Here is a 16,388-nt window from a genome sequence, read left to right on the forward strand (position 1 = left end):
CGCAAAGAAAAGGCTCTGCCGGCAGGCATGCGGCAGAGCCTTTTCTTTGCGTGCTAGGGGCGGCAGCTTACAAGCGAACGTCGCTCTGCGGGCCACCTCGCTCGTTCCGGCGCGCGTCCGCCAGCTCCGCTTCCCAGGTCAGATGACGATATTCGGCCGCGGCTTCGTCCGAGTTGAACCACTGCAGGTAATCCTCCCACAAAGCTACGCCCCAGGCCGCGTCGATCTGCGCGGTCGAATAGCGCCCTTCCTTCAGCCGGACGAAGCCGAAGACGTCGCGCGCCTGGGACTTCTCCGCCTGCACGACGGTGAGTTCGGCGAGGTGCGGCGGGATGAAGATGACGCCGGCCGGCGTGCCCAGCACGACATCGCCGGGGAGGCAGACGGCCCGGCCGATTCGGGTCGGCACGTTCATGCCGACCATCGTCACGTCCGCGATCGCGGTCGGATCGCTGCCGCGGTAGAAGATATTGATATTCTCGATCTGCGCGACCTGCTGATTGTCCCGGATGCCGCCCCAGATGACCGCGCCTCCCCGCTTCGTGCGGGTCGAGATGGCGGTCGAGAGGTTGCCGCCTACATACGTCCCCATGTGCACTTTGTCGAACATATCGACGACGACGACGTCATCTTCCACGAGCGCATCGATGACCCATTGGTTGAAAAATCCCCTCCGGCCTTCCTGTTCGTGCCCGTAATTCAGCAGCGTATCGTGGAGATCGGGCCGCTTCGGCACGAGGACGGCCGTAACGGCGCGTCCGACCATGACCTGATTCGGATGGACGATCTTGAAGTCGCCTTCGAACTGAAATGGATAGCCTCGGTTCCACAACGGCCCCCATGCTTCCTCCAACGTGATTTTCCGGATCCGGCGAAGCACGTCCTCCGATACTTTGGGGCGCCCGTTCGCGAACCGTTCTCCTTTCCATAGCGGCGTAAGCCGGACGATATCTTCCGGATGATCGAATTTCATGCCGAAGCACCTCTTCCCGGTAGGGTAAGTTCGAAGTTCTTGAGGTCTATTGTTAGGGACGTACCGGGATTTGTCGATGCGACTTTTTTAAGGCATTTTTCGCCCGGACATAATTTTCTCTCCCCTCCGGCAGCGCCTTTTTCCGCCTCCGCGGCACGCGCGGCGAAAGGATAAAAAAAACAAACCATTTCATAAATTCGTCGCCTATGACGATGTAACCGCTTCCGATATCATGAGTCTACGCCTATGCATCCGCGCAACAAACGAAAAGGAGATGGGGCAAATGGGGATCGCCGCGGAACGGGCGGCGGCAGCCGGCAGAGGAGCTTCCGCGAGGAGGCGCAAAGCCGCCGGAGACGCCAATTTGGCCGGTTATCTATTCATCTCGCCGTGGCTGATCGGATTTCTGCTGCTGACGTTATGGCCGATCGCGCAATCGTTCTATCTGTCCTTCACCGAGTATTCGCTGCTGAGCGATCCCGCGTGGACGGGCACGGACAATTACGCGAAAATCTTCGCGGAGGACGCGACGTTCGCCAAGTCGCTGAGCGTGACGTTTCTGTTCGTGCTGTTCTCCGTTCCATTGAAGTTATTCTTCTCCCTCCTGGTGGCGATGGCGCTGAACCGCAACATGCGCGGCATGAACCTGTACCGGACGGCCGTCTACTTCCCGTCCTTGATCGGCGGGAGCATCGCGGTGGCGGCCCTCTGGCGCAACATGTTCGGACTCGACGGATACGTCAACCAAGTGCTGGCCTGGTTCGGCATCCAAGGCGTCGGGTGGATCTCCAACCCCGACACGTCGCTCGGCACGCTGATTCTGCTCAATACGTGGCAGTTCGGCTCCACCATGGTGATCTTCCTCGCGGGACTCAAGCAGATCCCCCAAGAGCTGTACGAATCGGCCGCCGTCGACGGCGCCGGCAGCGTGCGCAAGTTCGTCCGCATCACCCTGCCGATGCTGTCTCCGGTCATGTTCTTCAACCTGGTGCTCGGCGTGATCGGCTCCTTCCAGACGTTCACCTCGGCGTTCATCATTACCAAGGGCGGACCCGTCAATTCGACCTACATGTACGCCATGTTTCTATACGAGAAAGCGTTCAAGCATTACCAGATGGGCTACGCTTCCGCCCTGGCCTGGGTTCTGCTCGTCATCGTCGCGCTGCTCACCGTCGTCAACTTTGCCGCTTCCCGCTACTGGGTGTTCTATGAATCGGATGGAGGGAAGACGAGATGACAACCGCAGCCGGAGCCAAATGGTCGAGACATTTGTTCCTGACGCTCTTCTCTCTCTTGATGCTGTATCCCGTCATCTGGTGGGTCGGGGCTTCGCTCAAAAAGACGGAGGAGCTGAGCCTGCCCACGCTTTGGCCGTCGAAGCCGATGTGGGAGAACTACAGCAACGGATGGCGCTTCTCGGGCGAGTACACATTCACCCATTTCTTCGCCAACACGCTCCTGATGGAGCTCGGCAACGTCGTAGGCGGCGTCCTGACCGCCGCCATCGTCGCCTACGGCTTCGGACGCTTGAACTTCAAGCTGCGGGGCTTCTGGTTCTCCATCCTGCTCCTGACGATGATGCTGCCGGGGCAAGTAACGGTCGTTCCGCAGTACATTCTGTTCAACAAGCTGAGTCTCGTCGACAGCTACGTTCCGCTCGTGCTGCCGCATTTCTTCGGCGGCGGCGCGTTCTTCATCTTTCTTCTCGTCCAGTTCATTCGGGGCATCCCCCGCGATCTGGACGAAGCGGCCAAGATCGACGGCGCCTCCGTCTACGGCATTTTTCTGCGGATCGTATTTCCCCTGATCAAGCCGGCGCTGATCACGGTCGCGATATTCACGTTCATCTGGAGCTGGGACGACTTTTTCGCGCAGGTGCTCTACTTGAGCTCGGTGGACAAATTCACGGTCGGCTTGGCGCTCCGCATGTTCATCGACCAGTTCGATATCCAGTGGGGGCAGCTGCTCGCGATGTCTCTGCTATCCGTCATGCCTTCGGTCGTTTTGTTTTTCCTGGCGCAAAAGCACTTTGTCGAAGGGATCGCCACGACGGGGTTGAAGGGCTAACCGGTAATAAGCCAATTTCCAAAGAGGGGATGACAAAGCATGGGGAAGAGAAAGTCGCAAGGCGCAGTCTTGACGCTCCTGGCCTCGGTCCTGTTGTTGGCGGCTTGCGGAGGGAATAGCGAGAGCGGAGGGGACGGACAGAGCGGGACCGACACCGGCAAAGGAACGGATAGCGGCGGGGCGAAGACGCTCGGGATGATGTGGTGGGGACCCGACGCGCGCCACGAAGCGACCAAGAAAGCGCTCGAGATCTATACGCAGCAGCATTCGAACGTCAAGTTCAAGCCCGAGTTCATGGCCTGGGACGCTTATTGGCAGAAGCTGCCGACGCTCGCGGCGTCCAAATCGATCCCGGACGTGCTGCAGATGGACGCCGCCTACATCCAGGAATACGTCACGAGAGGCCAGCTAGAGGATCTGTCGGATATCGACCTGAATGGGATCGTCGACCCGAACGTCGTCGAGAATAGCAAGATCGGCGGCAAGCTGTACGGCATTCCGCTCAGCCAGAACGCGCAGGGCATCGCCTTCAACAAGGAGGAGCTGGCGCAATACGGGATTCCGCTGCCGAAGCAGAACTGGACGTACGACGAGTTCTTCCAATGGGCGAGGGACGCCCGGGCGAAGCTGCCCGAGGGCAAATACCCGATCGGCGACAGCACGACGTGGGACGGCTTCAACTTCTACCAGACGTCGATGGGCAAATCGCCCGTCATGGCGGACGGGGGCAAGACGTTTAACCTCGACAAAGACTTGTTCATGAAGTTCTACAACACCTACGAAGACTTCCGCAAAGCCAAGATCGTGCCCCCGGCCGAGAAAGCCGCAGCCTTCCTGGAGAACGACCCGAAGGCGGATCCGATGGCGTCGGGCGTCGTGATGACCCGGGGCGCGACGACGGGGTCGGTGAGCGCGCTGGAGCAGTTAATGCCAGGCAAGGTCGGCGTCGTGAACATGCCGATCGGACCTTCCGGGGGCGGGTGGGCGCAATCGACCATCTTCCTGAGCGTCAGCGCGAATTCCAAGAATAAGGACGAGGCGAAGAAGTTCGTCCGGTGGTTCGTCTCCGACAAAGATGCGGGCGAGGCGCTGGGTCTGACCCGCGGCATTCCGATCAACCCGGACATTTACAAGGCGCTCGAGCCTTCCATGCAGCCGCAGGATAAGCTCGGCAAAGAAATCTACGACCTCTCGGTCGAGAAGGCGCTGCCGTTCTACTCCGCCGCCGCAGGCTATTCGGAGTGGGTCGACACGTACAAGAAGGAGATGGACGCGGTCACCTTCGGTCAGCAGTCGATCGAGGACGCCTACGCGAAGATCGACAAGATGGGCAAAGAGCTGGCGGCCAAAGCCGGAGGCAAGTAGCGGCGGCGCGCGCTCCCTCCGCCGAATGCGAAGGGGCGCGCAAGGCCGACGATCCGATTCGAGAGAGGAGTATGCGAGATGCAATTGGCCGAATTTTTCTCGTCTCAGCCGAGCCGACTCTGGCACCTAGCCAAGCAGATGGACGTCAATTACGCCGTCGGCGGCCTGCCCTGGGAGGAGCAGTTGGAGAAGCCGTGGGACCTGATGCCGCTCATTCGGATGAAGCAGCGCTACCAAGACTTCGGACTGACGCTGTCCGTCATCGAATCGATGCCGCCCAGCAACCATATCAAGCTGGGCACGCTGGGACGCGACGAGGAGATCGAGATGTTCCAGACCTTGATCGTCAACATGGGGGCGGCCGGCATCCCGGTGCTCTGCTACAACTTCATGGCGCAGTTCAACTGGTTCCGCACGTCGACGACGACCCGCTCGAGAGGCGGAGCGCTCGTCTCGAGCTACGACCACAGCCTGATGACGGACGCGCCGCTCACCGAAGCCGGCGTCGTGACGGAAGAGCGGCTGTGGGAGAATCTCCATTACTTCATGAGCCGGATCGTCCCGGTCGCGGAGCGGGCGAAGGTGAAGCTGGCGCTTCATCCGGACGATCCGCCGATCTCTCCGATCCGCGGAATCTCGCGCATCCTGCGCAGCGCGGAGGCGCTCCAGCGGGCGATCGACCTCGTGCCGAGTCCGTACAACGGCATCACGCTCTGCCAGGGAACGCTGGCGACGGCGGGCGACGACATTCCGAATACGATCCGCCATTTCGCGAGCCGGGACAAATTGTTCTTCGTGCACTTCCGCGACGTGCGGGGCACCAAGGAGAAATTCGAGGAGACGTTCCACGACGACGGCAAGACCGATATGCTCGCGGCGATGCGGACGTATTACGAAGTCGGCTACGGCGGGCCGGCGAGGCCGGACCACGTCCCGACGATGGAGGGCGAAGACAACGCGAATCCCGGTTATGAGCTCCTCGGCCGGCTCTATGGGGTCGGCTATATCAAAGGCTTGATGGAGGCGGCCGCGAAGAGCGTCCCCGCCTCCTCTCCGGCTTGAGCGGGGCGGCTCGGCCCGGCCGAACGCGGCGCGCGAAGAAGGCGGCCGGCATGCGCGAGGACGCATGCCGGCCGCCTTTTCTTTTTTAGGGCACGGATACATTCAGTAAGCACTACGCCGATGAATGCGATTTTTTATTCAAATTATTATTGAATGTTCACTAAAGAAACTGGTAAGCTACTTGGTGAGGGGATAATCGAAGGCAAGCGGATCAGCGAGGAGCACAGGTCCTTCGACAAGGACGCCGCGAAGCGGCTCTATGACGTCACCCGGGAATGGCTGTCACATTGACTTAAAGTTGTTTGTACGAGGAGGGGAAACCAGTGGCCAGACCCAGAGAGTTCGATACGACAGAGGTTCTTTCCAAAGCGATGGATTATTTCTGGAAGTATGGTTATGAAGGTGCGTCCATGCAAGAATTGGTGAAGCATGTGGGAATCAAGGCGCAAAGTCTTTACAATACTTACGGGGGCAAACGCGACCTGTTCTTCGCGGCGCTCAAGCATTATGTCAATCAAAGTACGGCGGTTCATACGCTCGAACATACGTCTTCGGGAAAAGAAGCCATCGCTCGAGTGTTCCGTGATTTGCTGGCAGATCTTGCCCGTTCGGATCGAACGAGGGGATGCTTCATAAACAATACTTGCGTGGAGCTCGCGCCGCACGACTCCGAGATTGCCGATTTTATAGAAAAGGAAAGAATCCGTCTTGAACGCGCTTATTACCTTGCATTGGCACGAGCCAAGGAACAGGGAGAAATCAATGAGCGCTATCAGGATCTTATGGCGCTTGCGCGATATTTGAACAATGCGCAAGGGGGATTGATGGTTACCGCCAAGACGGTAACGGATATGACTGTTCTGGAGGACATCGTTGGGGTCACTCTTTCGATATTCGATTGAAAGACGGTCCCCTTTTTTTTCTTTATTTTTTAATGATTGTTCAATAATATGACAGATAAGGGAGATTGAAAATGAACAAGAACTGGGTCCTTTATTTACTTGCCTTTTGCGTATTTGTCATGGCATCTGCCGAAATTGTTGTAGCGGGTATTCTGGGAATGATTGCACAGGATACGAATGTGTCCGTAGGTATGGCCGGGCAATTGGTGACCGTCTATGCCATAGTCATTGCGGCCGGATCGCCCATTCTGCTATCGCTAACGTCAAGGATGGAAAGGAAAAAACTTCTGCTGCTTGCCTTTTTTGTTTTCGTCATCGGTAATTTGCTTGCCTTCTTCAGCCCTAACTTCACCATTCTCATGGCTTCCAGAATGGTTCAGGCGGCGAGTGCAGGCGTGTTTACAGTAGTCGCTTTGACTGTAGGCGCAAGTATGGCAGCGCCGGAGAGGCGGGGCAGCGCTATCGGCATCATTATCATGGGTGCAAGCACGGCCTTGGTCGTCGGCGTTCCGCTTGGGACTTTAATAGGAGAATATTGGGGATGGCGCCTAGTCTTTATGTTTATCAATATTTTAGCCCTATTTTCAATCATCGGGATTGCTTCATCCGTTCCCAAAATGGAAAGTCAGGAATCGGTTTCGTTAAAAACTCAGCTTGCGGTCTTGCGGGATCGCCGAATCATTAGCGGATTGTTCATTACGTTTTTTTGGGTCATCGGGTATCAATTCATATTTACCTATATCTCCCCCTTTCTACAGGAGGCTGCAAGCCTCAATACGACACAGATCAGCGCAGCTCTATTCATATGCGGAATATTTGCTGTAATAGGTTCGCGTATCGGGGGATACGGCGCCGACCGGTGGGGGATTTACCGGACTCTGCTTGTCAGTCTGCTGCTCCACGCCGTGTCGCTAGCGGCGCTTTCTTGGGTGGGAACCACATTTTTAGGGGCTATCATGATCCTTGCCGTTTGGATAGGATCTGCCTATATGACAACGCCTGCACAGCAGTACTACCTGGTGTCGCTTTCTCCGAACGCCTCCGGTTTGGTGCTCGGCTTGAACAATTCCGTGCTTCAACTTGGAATTGCTGTTGGAGCCGGTGCAGGCGGATGGGTGGTAAACCAAACATCGGTCATGAATCTGGGCTGGATTGGAGCAATTAGTATCGTGATCGGTATGTTTGCCGTATTTTACTCGTTTTCATTAAAAAGTAAACCACTAAAAGAAGCCTAATGCAGCCTCTTAAACCGGTTCCCTGTAAGCTGGCAGCGGTACCTCGCATACCTATCATCCCATGTTCAACATGTCCCCTATGTACGTTCGTGATCGAGAAAAGGCAGCTTTTCTTGGAATCAATCTTACCGCTTTAATAGAGAAATCGGAGAAGGGCGAGCTATAGCCCTTCTCCGCCAAAAAATCCGAATACCCTTTTTTATCGCTTCTCGCGTCCATCGCCCGTCCATCGCCCGCGGCGACGGTTCAGCTCCACAAGCGATCGTTGGCGTAAAATTTGTTCCAGCCTTCGGTCGGCTCCCACAGCCCGGGAATATCGGGGTGCAGGTGCGCGGCGAGGACTTCGTCGTTCAAGTCGTCGATGCCGAGTCCCGGCGCGTCCGTGAGGGCGATGAATCCGTCCTGGACGAGCTTCTTCGGTTGCCCGCCGGAGCAGATGATGTCGTCCCACCATTCGACCTCGCAGGAATGGTATTCGAGGGCGAGGAAGTTCTCGGTCGCCGTCGCGACGTGGGCGGCGGCCAGACAGGCGATCGGGCTTTCCGCCATGTGGATGGCCATCGCGACGCCGTATTCTTGCGCCATATCGCCGATCTTCTTCGTCTCCAGGATGCCGCCCGCCGTGAGGACGTCGGGATGAATGACCGAGACGCCGCCGGCTTCGAGCAGCGGCTTGAAGTTCTCCTTCAGATAGATGTCTTCGCCCGTGCAGATCGGCGTCGTGACCGCGCGCGACAACCGGGCATATTGCTCGGTGTATTGCCAAGGGATCATGTCTTCCATCCACGCGAGGTTGTACTTGTCCACGCGCCGGCCCAGCTTGATGCAGTCTTCCAGCCCGATGTGGCCGAAATGATCGATCGCGAGCGGCACTTGGTACCCGATCACCGAACGGACGTCGGCGACATACCGCTCCAGCAGATCCAGTCCCTTCTCCGTGACATGGATGCCGGTGAAGGGATGGGGGATGTTGTAGACGTCGTAGTGGCGATTCGTGATCTCCCGGATCTCGTCGTCGGTCAGATCGTCGAAGTTCTGGTTGTAGCGGTTTTTGGACTTCTCGCGCATCTCCTCCAGGAAACCGACGGGCGCGCTGAGCGTGCCGGGTTCGTGGAGGATCTGGCCGATGCCGAGGTCCATCTTGAGGAAGGTGAATCCGGCCTCCATTCGTTTCTTGAGCGCCGCGCCCATCGCCAGCCCCGAATCTTTGCCGACGACCTCCGTATCGCAGTACATCCGCACCCTGTCCCTGAATTTCCCGCCGAGCATCTGATAGACCGGCACGCCGTACGCTTTGCCGGCCAGATCCCACAAGGCGATCTCGATGCCGCTCACGCCGCCGCCTTGGCGGGCATGGCCGCCGAATTGTTTGATTCGCCGGAACAGCTTGTCGACATGGCACGGGTTCTCCCCCAGCAAGCGGCCCTTGAGCAGCTGCGCATAGACCTTGTCGGCCCCGTCGCACACCTCGCCGAATCCGACCAAGCCTTGATTCGTGTACACCTTGATGAGGCTGCTGTGGAAAGGACCGCCGACGATGTCGGCAAACCGGATATCCGTAATGCGGAGTCCGGACGGATTGGAGAACGTCTTCACGTGCGCGAGCGTCTCTTCATAGGTGCCGTTGTCGATCACGAGCATCCCCCTTCGGATAAAAGGATTGCGGTTGCCGCCGCCGCGTGCCGTGTTCCGGACAGAAACGGCCATCGGCATCGCGCCGCACCTTCATCTTAGCGATCGGGTCGCTTCGGCGGCGATGCCGTAATCTTACGATTTTGTTTGTTTTTTTTGGCAACCGCGTCAGACCCGGGCCATCCTGCGTACGACCCTGCGGGAGATGCGGGAATCGCGGGATCCCGGCCCCGGCGGCCGCCGCCCCTAGGGAATCGCGCGCCTGCGGTCCCGTTCGAAGTTTCGCGCCCAAATCGGGCGGGTAAGAAGGGCTATCAAGAGGACTGCAGCCTAACTCGAAAGGAAGGTGATCCGTATGAGCAACCAGGAACTCATGGCTTGGAGCGTCGTCCTCATCGCCATCAGCTTCGCCGCTCTCTGCGTATATTTGATCGCGACGCTGAAGGCGGCGCGCCAGACGCTGCTCTCGGTACAGAGTACCGTCAAGGAAGCCGGGGACACGGTGGAGTCGATGCGAGGGAAGGTCGAAGAACTGACCGAGAACGTCAAGACGATCTCCGAGGACGTGAAGAACAAGATCCGGTCGACGAACGAATTCTTCCAAGCGGCCCGCAACGCAGGCGTCACGCTGAAGGAGACGACGGGCGCCGTCCGGGAGATCTCGGGGACGCTGACGCGGGCCGTCCGCGATCAGGTCGCCGCGCTCGAGGAGCAGGATCAATCCAAGGAGAAGCCTTGGGTCGCCTGGCTCAAAGCCGGCATGAAAGTCGTATCGGCCGTCCGCAGCGCGCGCCGCAGTGCGGAAGAGCAAGAGGAGCAGGCGTCCGAGGCGTACGTGCCCGAACCGTTTCAGCCGCGGAGCGGGCGGGTATATAACGGACAGAACCGCTTAACGCTTAATCGTTAATACCGAGACCTGCCTAAGGAGGAGATTCGATATGAAAGCTTACGCGAGACTGGTGAACAACGGACTGGAAGCATTCGACGCCGTGAAGGATTTGCACCGCCAAGGATACCGGGAAGAAGAGATCTACGTGCTGGCCCACGGGGAAGACCGGACGGTCCGGATCGCCGACGTCTCCCGCGCGAATACGATAGGAGCCTCCGAGGAAGGCGTGCTTCAATCGGTCGCGAACCTGTTCAGGGACAGGGGAGACGAGCTTCGCACCAAGATCAAGGCGATGGGCTTCGAGGACGGCGAAGCCGAGATGTACGAATCCGAGCTGGACCGCGGCAAAGTGCTGGTCCTGGCCAAACATTAACTCCGCCGGCCTGCGCGGCAGCGCGAACGGCATCCGGGAATAGGGAATGAGAGAACCGCTCATTCCTTATTCCCGTTTGTCGCTTGCGCTTTACAGTTGGCGTGCCCCGCGCTAGGCTGAGAGGAAGAGAAGGACGAGGAGAATTCAATTCTATGAGCATATTGGTAGTAGACGATAACCCGATGAACGTGATGGTCGTTCGGGAGATGCTGAACCGTTCCGGCTATGAGGACGTCCGGGTCGCATACTCCGCCGAGGAGATGTTCGCGATGCTTCGCCCCCAGGATCCGGCGGCCGAGGGAGATTCGGTCGACCTGATCCTGCTTGACCTCATGATGCCCGCGATCGACGGGATCAAGGCCTGTCATATGCTGCAGAAGGACGAACAGCTGCGGGACATTCCGGTCATCATGGTGACCGCGATCGGCGATTCCAGGAAGCTGGCGGAAGCGCTCGACGCGGGCGCGACCGACTATGTCACGAAGCCGATCAACAAGATCGAGCTCCTCGCCCGCATCCGCTCCGCGCTTCGGCTGAAGCGGGAGCTGGATTGGCACAAGGAGCGGGACCGGCGGTTGCGGGAGGAGCTCAATCTGGCGCGGCAAGTCCAGGAAGCCGTCCTCCCGAACGACGTGGATGAGGAGAATCTGCGGGTGAACGCGTTTTTCCGCGCGTCGGAGGGGCTGGCAGGCGATCTCTACGCCTGGCACGTATTCGACTCGCAGCATTTCCTGATCGCGGTGATGGACGCCATGGGACACGGCATCTCGTCGTCGCTCATCAGCACGTATACGGCATCCGTGCTGCACGAGGCGATGCGGACGACCGTCACGCCGAAGCGCATCGTCGAAGAACTGAACCGGCGGCTGCTTCAGCTGCAATACGACAGCGAGATGATGCAGTATTACTGCACCGGCATTTGCGCGTGGATCGATCTCGAGAACGGCGTCATCGAATACGTCAACGCCGGCCACCCGCCGGGGCTGTTGACGCGCGCGGACGGCGAAGGGACGGAGCAGCTGGCCGCCACCGCGCCGCCGATCGGACTGTTCGATCAGATGGAAGCGAAGATGGAGACGGCGGTCCTGCGGACCGGGGACGTGCTCCATCTCTATACGGACGGTCTGCTCGACCTGTTCCCCGGCGACATGGACGAACGCATCGGCCAGCTGACGGAACGGGTATTCCAAGCGGGCGGGAACACCGAGGAACTGGAGGCGCTGATGGCTTCGGAATCGCTGGACCGGCGCCCGGACGACCGGTGTCTCGTGCGCGTCGAGGTGAAAAAAGCAAGGCGGTGAACCGGTGAAAATCAAAACGAAACTCATCTCGGGATTTACGGTGCTGCTCGTCCTGCAGGTCGGGATCACTTCGTTCGGCTACGATCGGCTGAGCCGCATGAACGATCGGCTGGAGAGCTTCTACGATCACCGGTTCGTCAAGGTGCTCGAAGTCATCGAGTTGCGAGGCCAAGTGAACGTCGCGGGAAGAATCGTAAGCGACGTGCTGACGGGGACGTCCGAAATCGATCGGCTGGCGGCGGGCCAGCTCGCCGACCAGACGAACGATATTCAAACGAGCATGACGAAGTTGGCCGAGGGCCAAAACGACGCTGACGAGCGGCAGATGGTCGATCGGGCCGGACTCGATCTGGAACTCTACGTCGACTGGCTGAAGCGGTTCGCGGCGGCGATCGCGGACGGCGATCGCGAGACCGCCCTCGCGCTGCAGAAGAATGAAGGACGCGACCGCCAGACGGCGGTGGCGGGCTCCTTGGACGTGCTCGTCACGTACGAGCAGAAGTCCATGGCGCAGGAACAAGAACAAGCCAAGCGCATGTTTGAGCGGTCCGTCAGTTGGGTGGCCGGGTTGACCATCGCCGGCTTGCTGCTCGCGCTCGGGGTGATCCGCTGGGTCTTCCCCGCCTTCGCGCGGGGGATGGCGGTGCTCTCCATGATGGCGCGCAAGTTCGGGCAGGGGCGGCTGCGGGGATTCGAGCGGCTCGAGGTTCGCGAGACCGATGAACTGGGCGACTTGGCGCGGGTCTTCCGGCAGGTCGCCCTCGATCTGCAAGCTAAGAACGAGCGGGAAGCGCTCTACAATCAGGCGAAGGACCAGCAGGCGTGGATCGACGCGCAGATCGCGAGACTCACGGAGCTGCTGCGGGACGGGAACGACCTTGGCGCGGTCTCCCAATCGTTCATCGGGGAGTTCTCTCCCGAGCTCAACGCGGCCTACGGCGCGGTCTACCTCCGCGAGGAAGACGCGATCGCCGGCGTCCGCCTCGTCTTGGCGGGCGCCTATGCGGGCGACTCGGCACACCGTTCGTTCCGCATCGGCGAAGGGCTCGTCGGCCAATGCGCGGCGAGCGGGCGGCAGATGACGCTCGACGCGCTGCCGCCCGGCTACATCCGGATCGGTTCGGGACTCGGCTCCGCCGAGCCCGAACAGCTGCTGCTGTACCCGCTGAAGCTGAACGAGCGGACGATCGGCGTGATCGAGCTCGCTTCGCTGCATCCGTTCTCCAATCTCCATCTGGCGTTGTTGGACAAACTATGCGAGAAGTTCGCGTATCTGATCGGCAACATCCAGTCCCGCATCCGGGTGGAGGAGCTGCTCCGGGAGTCGCAGACGATGACGGAGGAGCTCCAGGTTCAATCGGAGGAGCTGATCTCGCAGCAGGAGGAGCTCCGGCAGACGAACGAGAAGCTGGAGAGAAAAGCGGGGGATCTGAAGCGCTCGGAACATGAGCTGCAGCGGCAGCAGGAGCAGCTCGAGTACGCCAACCGCGAGCTGACGAACAAGACGGCCGAACTCGAAGAGCAGATCCGCCAGACGGAGCGGGTCAACCGGGAGATCGCCAAGGCGAACGTCTCGCTCGAACGACAGGCCATGCAGCTGTCGCTCGCTTCCAAGTACAAGACGGAATTTCTGGCGAACATGTCCCACGAGCTGCGCACGCCGCTCAACAGCATGATTATTCTGTCCCAGTTCCTGACGGACAACAACGAAGGCAACCTGACGGCCAAGCAGCTCGAATATATGTCCGCGATCCATGCGTCGGGCAGCGACCTGCTCAAGATGATCGAGGAGATTCTCGATCTGGCCAAGGTCGACGCCGGCAAGATGGACATCTATCCCGAGTCGACGGTGCTGGAGGATATCACTTCGCACCTGGAGCAGGTCTACACGCCGATCGCGCAGGAGAAGGGTCTCGCGTTCGCGATCCGGACGGACCCGGACGTGCCGAAAGTGCTGCTGACGGACGGCTACCGCTTGAAGCAGATTCTGCAGAACTTGCTGTCGAACGCGCTCAAGTTCACGTTGGAGGGATCCGTGACGCTGCATCTGCGCAAGGCGCGGGAGAAGGAAGTTCCCGCAGCTCCCGCCAGGTCGGAGGGGGACTACGTAGCGTTCGAAGTAACGGATACGGGGATCGGCATCCCGCCCGAGAAGCGCGAAGTCATCTTCGAAGCGTTCCGCCAAGCGGACGGCACGACGAGCCGCAACTTCGGCGGCACCGGCCTGGGCCTCGCGATCAGCAGGGAGCTATCCAACCTGCTGGGCGGATGGATCTCGCTCGAGAGCGAACCCGGACGCGGGAGCGTCTTCACCTTGATCGTGCCGGAGGCTTGTCCGAATCCGCCCGCGGCGGAGACGGAGGGGACCGCCGACCGCGAGGCAGCCGCCGCGAGCCCCGGGGCGGAACGGGAAATGGCGGCCGCCGCGTCCGGAGCGGAGCCCGGCATGCCCCTGTCGTCGGCGCTCGCATTGGCGGAAGAGGAGGCGGGTCCTTCCGCGGCGGCTTCGGGCAAGCGGGAGCGAGGGCGGGAATCGGGATCCTATGCCGGCAAGACCATCCTGCTCGTCGACGACGACGCCCGCAATGTCTTCTCCTTGACCAGCTTGCTGAACCATCACGGCATGACGGTCATCTCGGCGGAGAACGGCCGGGAAGCGCTGGAGATTCTGGACGCCCGGGACGACGTCGACCTCGTCTTGCTGGACATCATGATGCCCGTCATGGACGGGTACGAGGCGATGGCGCGCATTCGTCGCGACCCGCGCTGGCGCGAGCTTCCGATTCTGGCCGTTACGGCGAAGGCGATGAAGGAAGACCGGAACAAATGCCTGGAAGCGGGGGCGTCGGACTACATCCCGAAGCCGATACAGACCGAGCAACTGCTCTCTTTATTGAAAGTGTGGTTATATGCATGACGGATCGGGGCGAACCGCAAGCTTACGACGAAAAACTGGAGAAGATCGAAATCGAGGTGCTGCTGGAAGCCGTCTTTCTGAGATACGGCTATGACTTTCGCTACTATGCTTATCCTTCGCTGAGGCGAAGGATCTGGCACCGGATGTCGCTCGAGCAGCTGCCGACGATCTCCTTGCTGCAGGACCGGGTGCTGCATCAGCGGGAGGCGTTCGAACGTCTGCTGGCGGACCTGTCCATTCCGGTCACGGAGATGTTCCGCGATCCGGGCATGTTCATGGCGGTGCGCGGCGGCGTCTTGCCCGTCCTGAAGGACGCTCCGTTCCTCCGCGTCTGGCATGCGGGCTGCGCCTCCGGCGAAGAGGCCTATTCGATGGCGATCCTGCTGGAGGAGGAGCAACTGCTAGGCCGGTCCAGGATCTACGCCACGGACATCAGCGAGAGCTGCCTCCAGCGCGCGCGCAAAGGCGTCATCCCGATCGACCGCATGCGCCTCTACACGAAGAATTATCAAGCGGCCGGCGGCAAGCGCACCTTCTCCAGCTATTACGAGGTCGCGCACGGCTCAGCGACGCTGGACGCCGCGCTGGGCGAGCGCATCGTTTTTGCGGAGCACAATCTCGTGACCGACCGGTCCTTCAACGAATTCCAGATCATCTTCTGCCGGAACGTGATGATCTACTTCAATGCGGCCTTGCGGGAGCGGGTGCACGGGCTCTTGTACGAGAGCTTGGCGCCTGGCGGATTCCTGATTCTGGGGGGGAAGGAGTCGGTCGCTTTCACCGGCTTCGCGAGCCGTTACGAGGCATGGAACGACGAGTTCCGCATTTACCGGAAAGTGCGCTGAAGCAAGCCGGGGTTGTCGGCGATTGCGCATGTGGCGCACCTCGGGCATTTTAGCCGCATAATGCGGCTTATTTCGCTTCGAAGGGCGCGTTCACAGTATTTAAGCCACGAATTGCGGCTTATTTTGTTCGAGGCGTATCTTTTTTATCTTCTTCTTAAGCGCAGCTTCCTCGAGTTGATTTGCGTTCTCCGCGCGTCGGCGCTTCGGTTCAATTCCGCCCGCGAAGGGTAAAATGAGGGAAAGGCGAAAGGCGGAAGCATCGCCGAAAGGAGGTCTTTCCCATGGGTATGACAATCGGAATCTTCTCTCAGGAACAACAAGTGCTCGACGCGATCGAGGCGCTTCGCAATGCAGGATCGCACAAGCAGGATCTGCGCGTCATCGTGAAGAACGAAGCGGACGCGCCGCTGCTCTCCTCTAACAGCGTGGTGCCGCTGGAGGGCGTAGCGGGCGTGCGGGAAGCGCAGGAACGCGGCGCGCGCGAGGACATTCGCAGATGGAGCGGCGACGAGAGCGTGGTGCCGGTCGCGGGCGTACTGGCCGCTCCTCAGATGAACGGGGTGGCCGGCTATACGGGCAGCGGTCCGGTCATGCCGGTCGCGGGTCTCGTCGACTGGGACAACGAAGGCGATGTCGATACGGATCGCGTGCTGGGCCAGATGGGACTGCCGGATAGAATAGCCGATCGCGCGGCGGAGGAGTTGAACGGCGGGAAATACCTGCTCGTCGCCGAGGAGCGCAAGGACGGACAGACTGCCAAAATCCTCCGGCAAGCTGGCGCGCTCGATGTTGTGCAATAATAGTGGCGCCAAACGCCGAGCTACCGC

Annotated in this window: 14 protein-coding genes; 12 read left to right on the top strand and 2 right to left on the bottom strand. The window is 59.8% G+C overall.

Translation table 11 applies throughout. The features are described from left to right. Positions 1-67: 67 nt before the first annotated feature. A complete protein-coding gene (locus H7C19_RS17760) occupies positions 68-973 on the bottom strand; it encodes an RraA family protein (protein WP_185144014.1) in 906 nt (301 codons plus the stop codon). A 283-nt stretch (positions 974-1,256) separates the two neighbouring features. Between H7C19_RS17760 and H7C19_RS17765 the strand changes: the two genes are divergently transcribed. From H7C19_RS17765 to H7C19_RS17790, 6 genes are all read left to right on the top strand, one after another. After that, a complete protein-coding gene (locus tag H7C19_RS17765; RefSeq protein ID WP_185144015.1) occupies positions 1,257-2,210 on the top strand; it encodes a carbohydrate ABC transporter permease in 954 nt (317 codons plus the stop codon). Next, complete coding sequence (locus H7C19_RS17770; protein ID WP_185144016.1) at positions 2,207-3,040, top strand: carbohydrate ABC transporter permease; 834 nt, start codon at positions 2,207-2,209, stop codon at positions 3,038-3,040. Before H7C19_RS17765 ends, H7C19_RS17770 begins: the two co-directional genes overlap by 4 nt. Positions 3,041-3,079: 39 nt before the next feature. Continuing rightward, positions 3,080-4,405: an ABC transporter substrate-binding protein gene (locus H7C19_RS17775; protein ID WP_185144017.1), complete on the top strand. Its 1,326-nt coding sequence runs from the start codon at positions 3,080-3,082 to the stop codon at positions 4,403-4,405. A gap of 78 nt (positions 4,406-4,483) precedes the next feature. Continuing rightward, complete coding sequence (locus H7C19_RS17780; protein WP_185144018.1) at positions 4,484-5,467, top strand: mannonate dehydratase; 984 nt, start codon at positions 4,484-4,486, stop codon at positions 5,465-5,467. A gap of 323 nt (positions 5,468-5,790) precedes the next feature. Further along, entirely contained in the window at positions 5,791-6,369 is a 579-nt protein-coding gene (locus tag H7C19_RS17785) for a TetR/AcrR family transcriptional regulator (protein ID WP_185144019.1), read from the top strand. Between the two features lie 71 nt (positions 6,370-6,440). Further along, the gene (locus H7C19_RS17790) at positions 6,441-7,604 is read left to right on the top strand and encodes an MFS transporter (protein WP_185144020.1); all 1,164 of its coding nucleotides are present in this window, start codon (positions 6,441-6,443) and stop codon (positions 7,602-7,604) included. Positions 7,605-7,850: 246 nt separating this feature from the next. On the opposite strand, the gene H7C19_RS17795 is transcribed toward H7C19_RS17790, so the two are convergent. Continuing rightward, positions 7,851-9,245: a mandelate racemase/muconate lactonizing enzyme family protein gene (locus H7C19_RS17795; RefSeq protein ID WP_185144195.1), complete on the bottom strand. Its 1,395-nt coding sequence runs from the start codon at positions 9,243-9,245 to the stop codon at positions 7,851-7,853. Between the two features lie 346 nt (positions 9,246-9,591). Between H7C19_RS17795 and H7C19_RS17800 the strand changes: the two genes are divergently transcribed. The 6 genes from H7C19_RS17800 (at position 9,592) to H7C19_RS17825 (ending at position 16,361) form a co-directional block, all read left to right on the top strand. Further along, positions 9,592-10,143: a DUF948 domain-containing protein gene (locus H7C19_RS17800; protein ID WP_185144021.1), complete on the top strand. Its 552-nt coding sequence runs from the start codon at positions 9,592-9,594 to the stop codon at positions 10,141-10,143. A gap of 31 nt (positions 10,144-10,174) precedes the next feature. Then, positions 10,175-10,498, top strand: a complete 324-nt coding sequence (locus tag H7C19_RS17805) for a YflT domain-containing protein (RefSeq protein WP_185144022.1) — start codon at positions 10,175-10,177, stop codon at positions 10,496-10,498. A gap of 152 nt (positions 10,499-10,650) precedes the next feature. Beyond that, the gene (locus H7C19_RS17810; RefSeq protein WP_185144023.1) at positions 10,651-11,799 is read left to right on the top strand and encodes a PP2C family protein-serine/threonine phosphatase; all 1,149 of its coding nucleotides are present in this window, start codon (positions 10,651-10,653) and stop codon (positions 11,797-11,799) included. A 4-nt stretch (positions 11,800-11,803) separates the two neighbouring features. Next, positions 11,804-14,716 (top strand): response regulator, encoded by a 2,913-nt coding sequence (locus tag H7C19_RS17815; protein WP_185144024.1) that lies wholly within the window; start codon positions 11,804-11,806, stop codon positions 14,714-14,716. After that, positions 14,713-15,561, top strand: coding sequence for a CheR family methyltransferase (locus H7C19_RS17820; protein WP_246469582.1), 849 nt, complete (start codon positions 14,713-14,715; stop codon positions 15,559-15,561). Before H7C19_RS17815 ends, H7C19_RS17820 begins: the two co-directional genes overlap by 4 nt. 281 nt (positions 15,562-15,842) lie before the next feature. Then, positions 15,843-16,361: a hypothetical protein gene (locus H7C19_RS17825; RefSeq protein WP_185144026.1), complete on the top strand. Its 519-nt coding sequence runs from the start codon at positions 15,843-15,845 to the stop codon at positions 16,359-16,361. Positions 16,362-16,388 lie beyond the last annotated feature (27 nt).

The sequence above is a fragment of the Cohnella nanjingensis genome (assembly GCF_014212125.1).
GTDB classification, from domain to species: domain Bacteria; phylum Bacillota; class Bacilli; order Paenibacillales; family Paenibacillaceae; genus Cohnella; species Cohnella nanjingensis.

Excerpts from the sequence above, each read along its gene's own strand:
- H7C19_RS17775 (WP_185144017.1), top strand. The coding sequence starts at position 3,080 with ATGGGGAAGAGAAAGTCGCAAGGCGCAGTCTTGACGCTCCTGGCCTCG.
- H7C19_RS17790 (WP_185144020.1), top strand. The coding sequence starts at position 6,441 with ATGAACAAGAACTGGGTCCTTTATTTACTTGCCTTTTGCGTATTTGTC.
- H7C19_RS17800 (WP_185144021.1), top strand. The coding sequence starts at position 9,592 with ATGAGCAACCAGGAACTCATGGCTTGGAGCGTCGTCCTCATCGCCATC.
- H7C19_RS17820 (WP_246469582.1), top strand. The coding sequence starts at position 14,713 with ATGACGGATCGGGGCGAACCGCAAGCTTACGACGAAAAACTGGAGAAG.
- H7C19_RS17810 (WP_185144023.1), top strand. The coding sequence starts at position 10,651 with ATGAGCATATTGGTAGTAGACGATAACCCGATGAACGTGATGGTCGTT.
- H7C19_RS17805 (WP_185144022.1), top strand. The coding sequence starts at position 10,175 with ATGAAAGCTTACGCGAGACTGGTGAACAACGGACTGGAAGCATTCGAC.
- H7C19_RS17825 (WP_185144026.1), top strand. The coding sequence starts at position 15,843 with ATGGGTATGACAATCGGAATCTTCTCTCAGGAACAACAAGTGCTCGAC.
- H7C19_RS17795 (WP_185144195.1), bottom strand. The coding sequence starts at position 9,245 with ATGCTCGTGATCGACAACGGCACCTATGAAGAGACGCTCGCGCACGTG.
- H7C19_RS17765 (WP_185144015.1), top strand. The coding sequence starts at position 1,257 with ATGGGGATCGCCGCGGAACGGGCGGCGGCAGCCGGCAGAGGAGCTTCC.
- H7C19_RS17770 (WP_185144016.1), top strand. The coding sequence starts at position 2,207 with ATGACAACCGCAGCCGGAGCCAAATGGTCGAGACATTTGTTCCTGACG.
- H7C19_RS17760 (WP_185144014.1), bottom strand. The coding sequence starts at position 973 with ATGAAATTCGATCATCCGGAAGATATCGTCCGGCTTACGCCGCTATGG.
- H7C19_RS17780 (WP_185144018.1), top strand. The coding sequence starts at position 4,484 with ATGCAATTGGCCGAATTTTTCTCGTCTCAGCCGAGCCGACTCTGGCAC.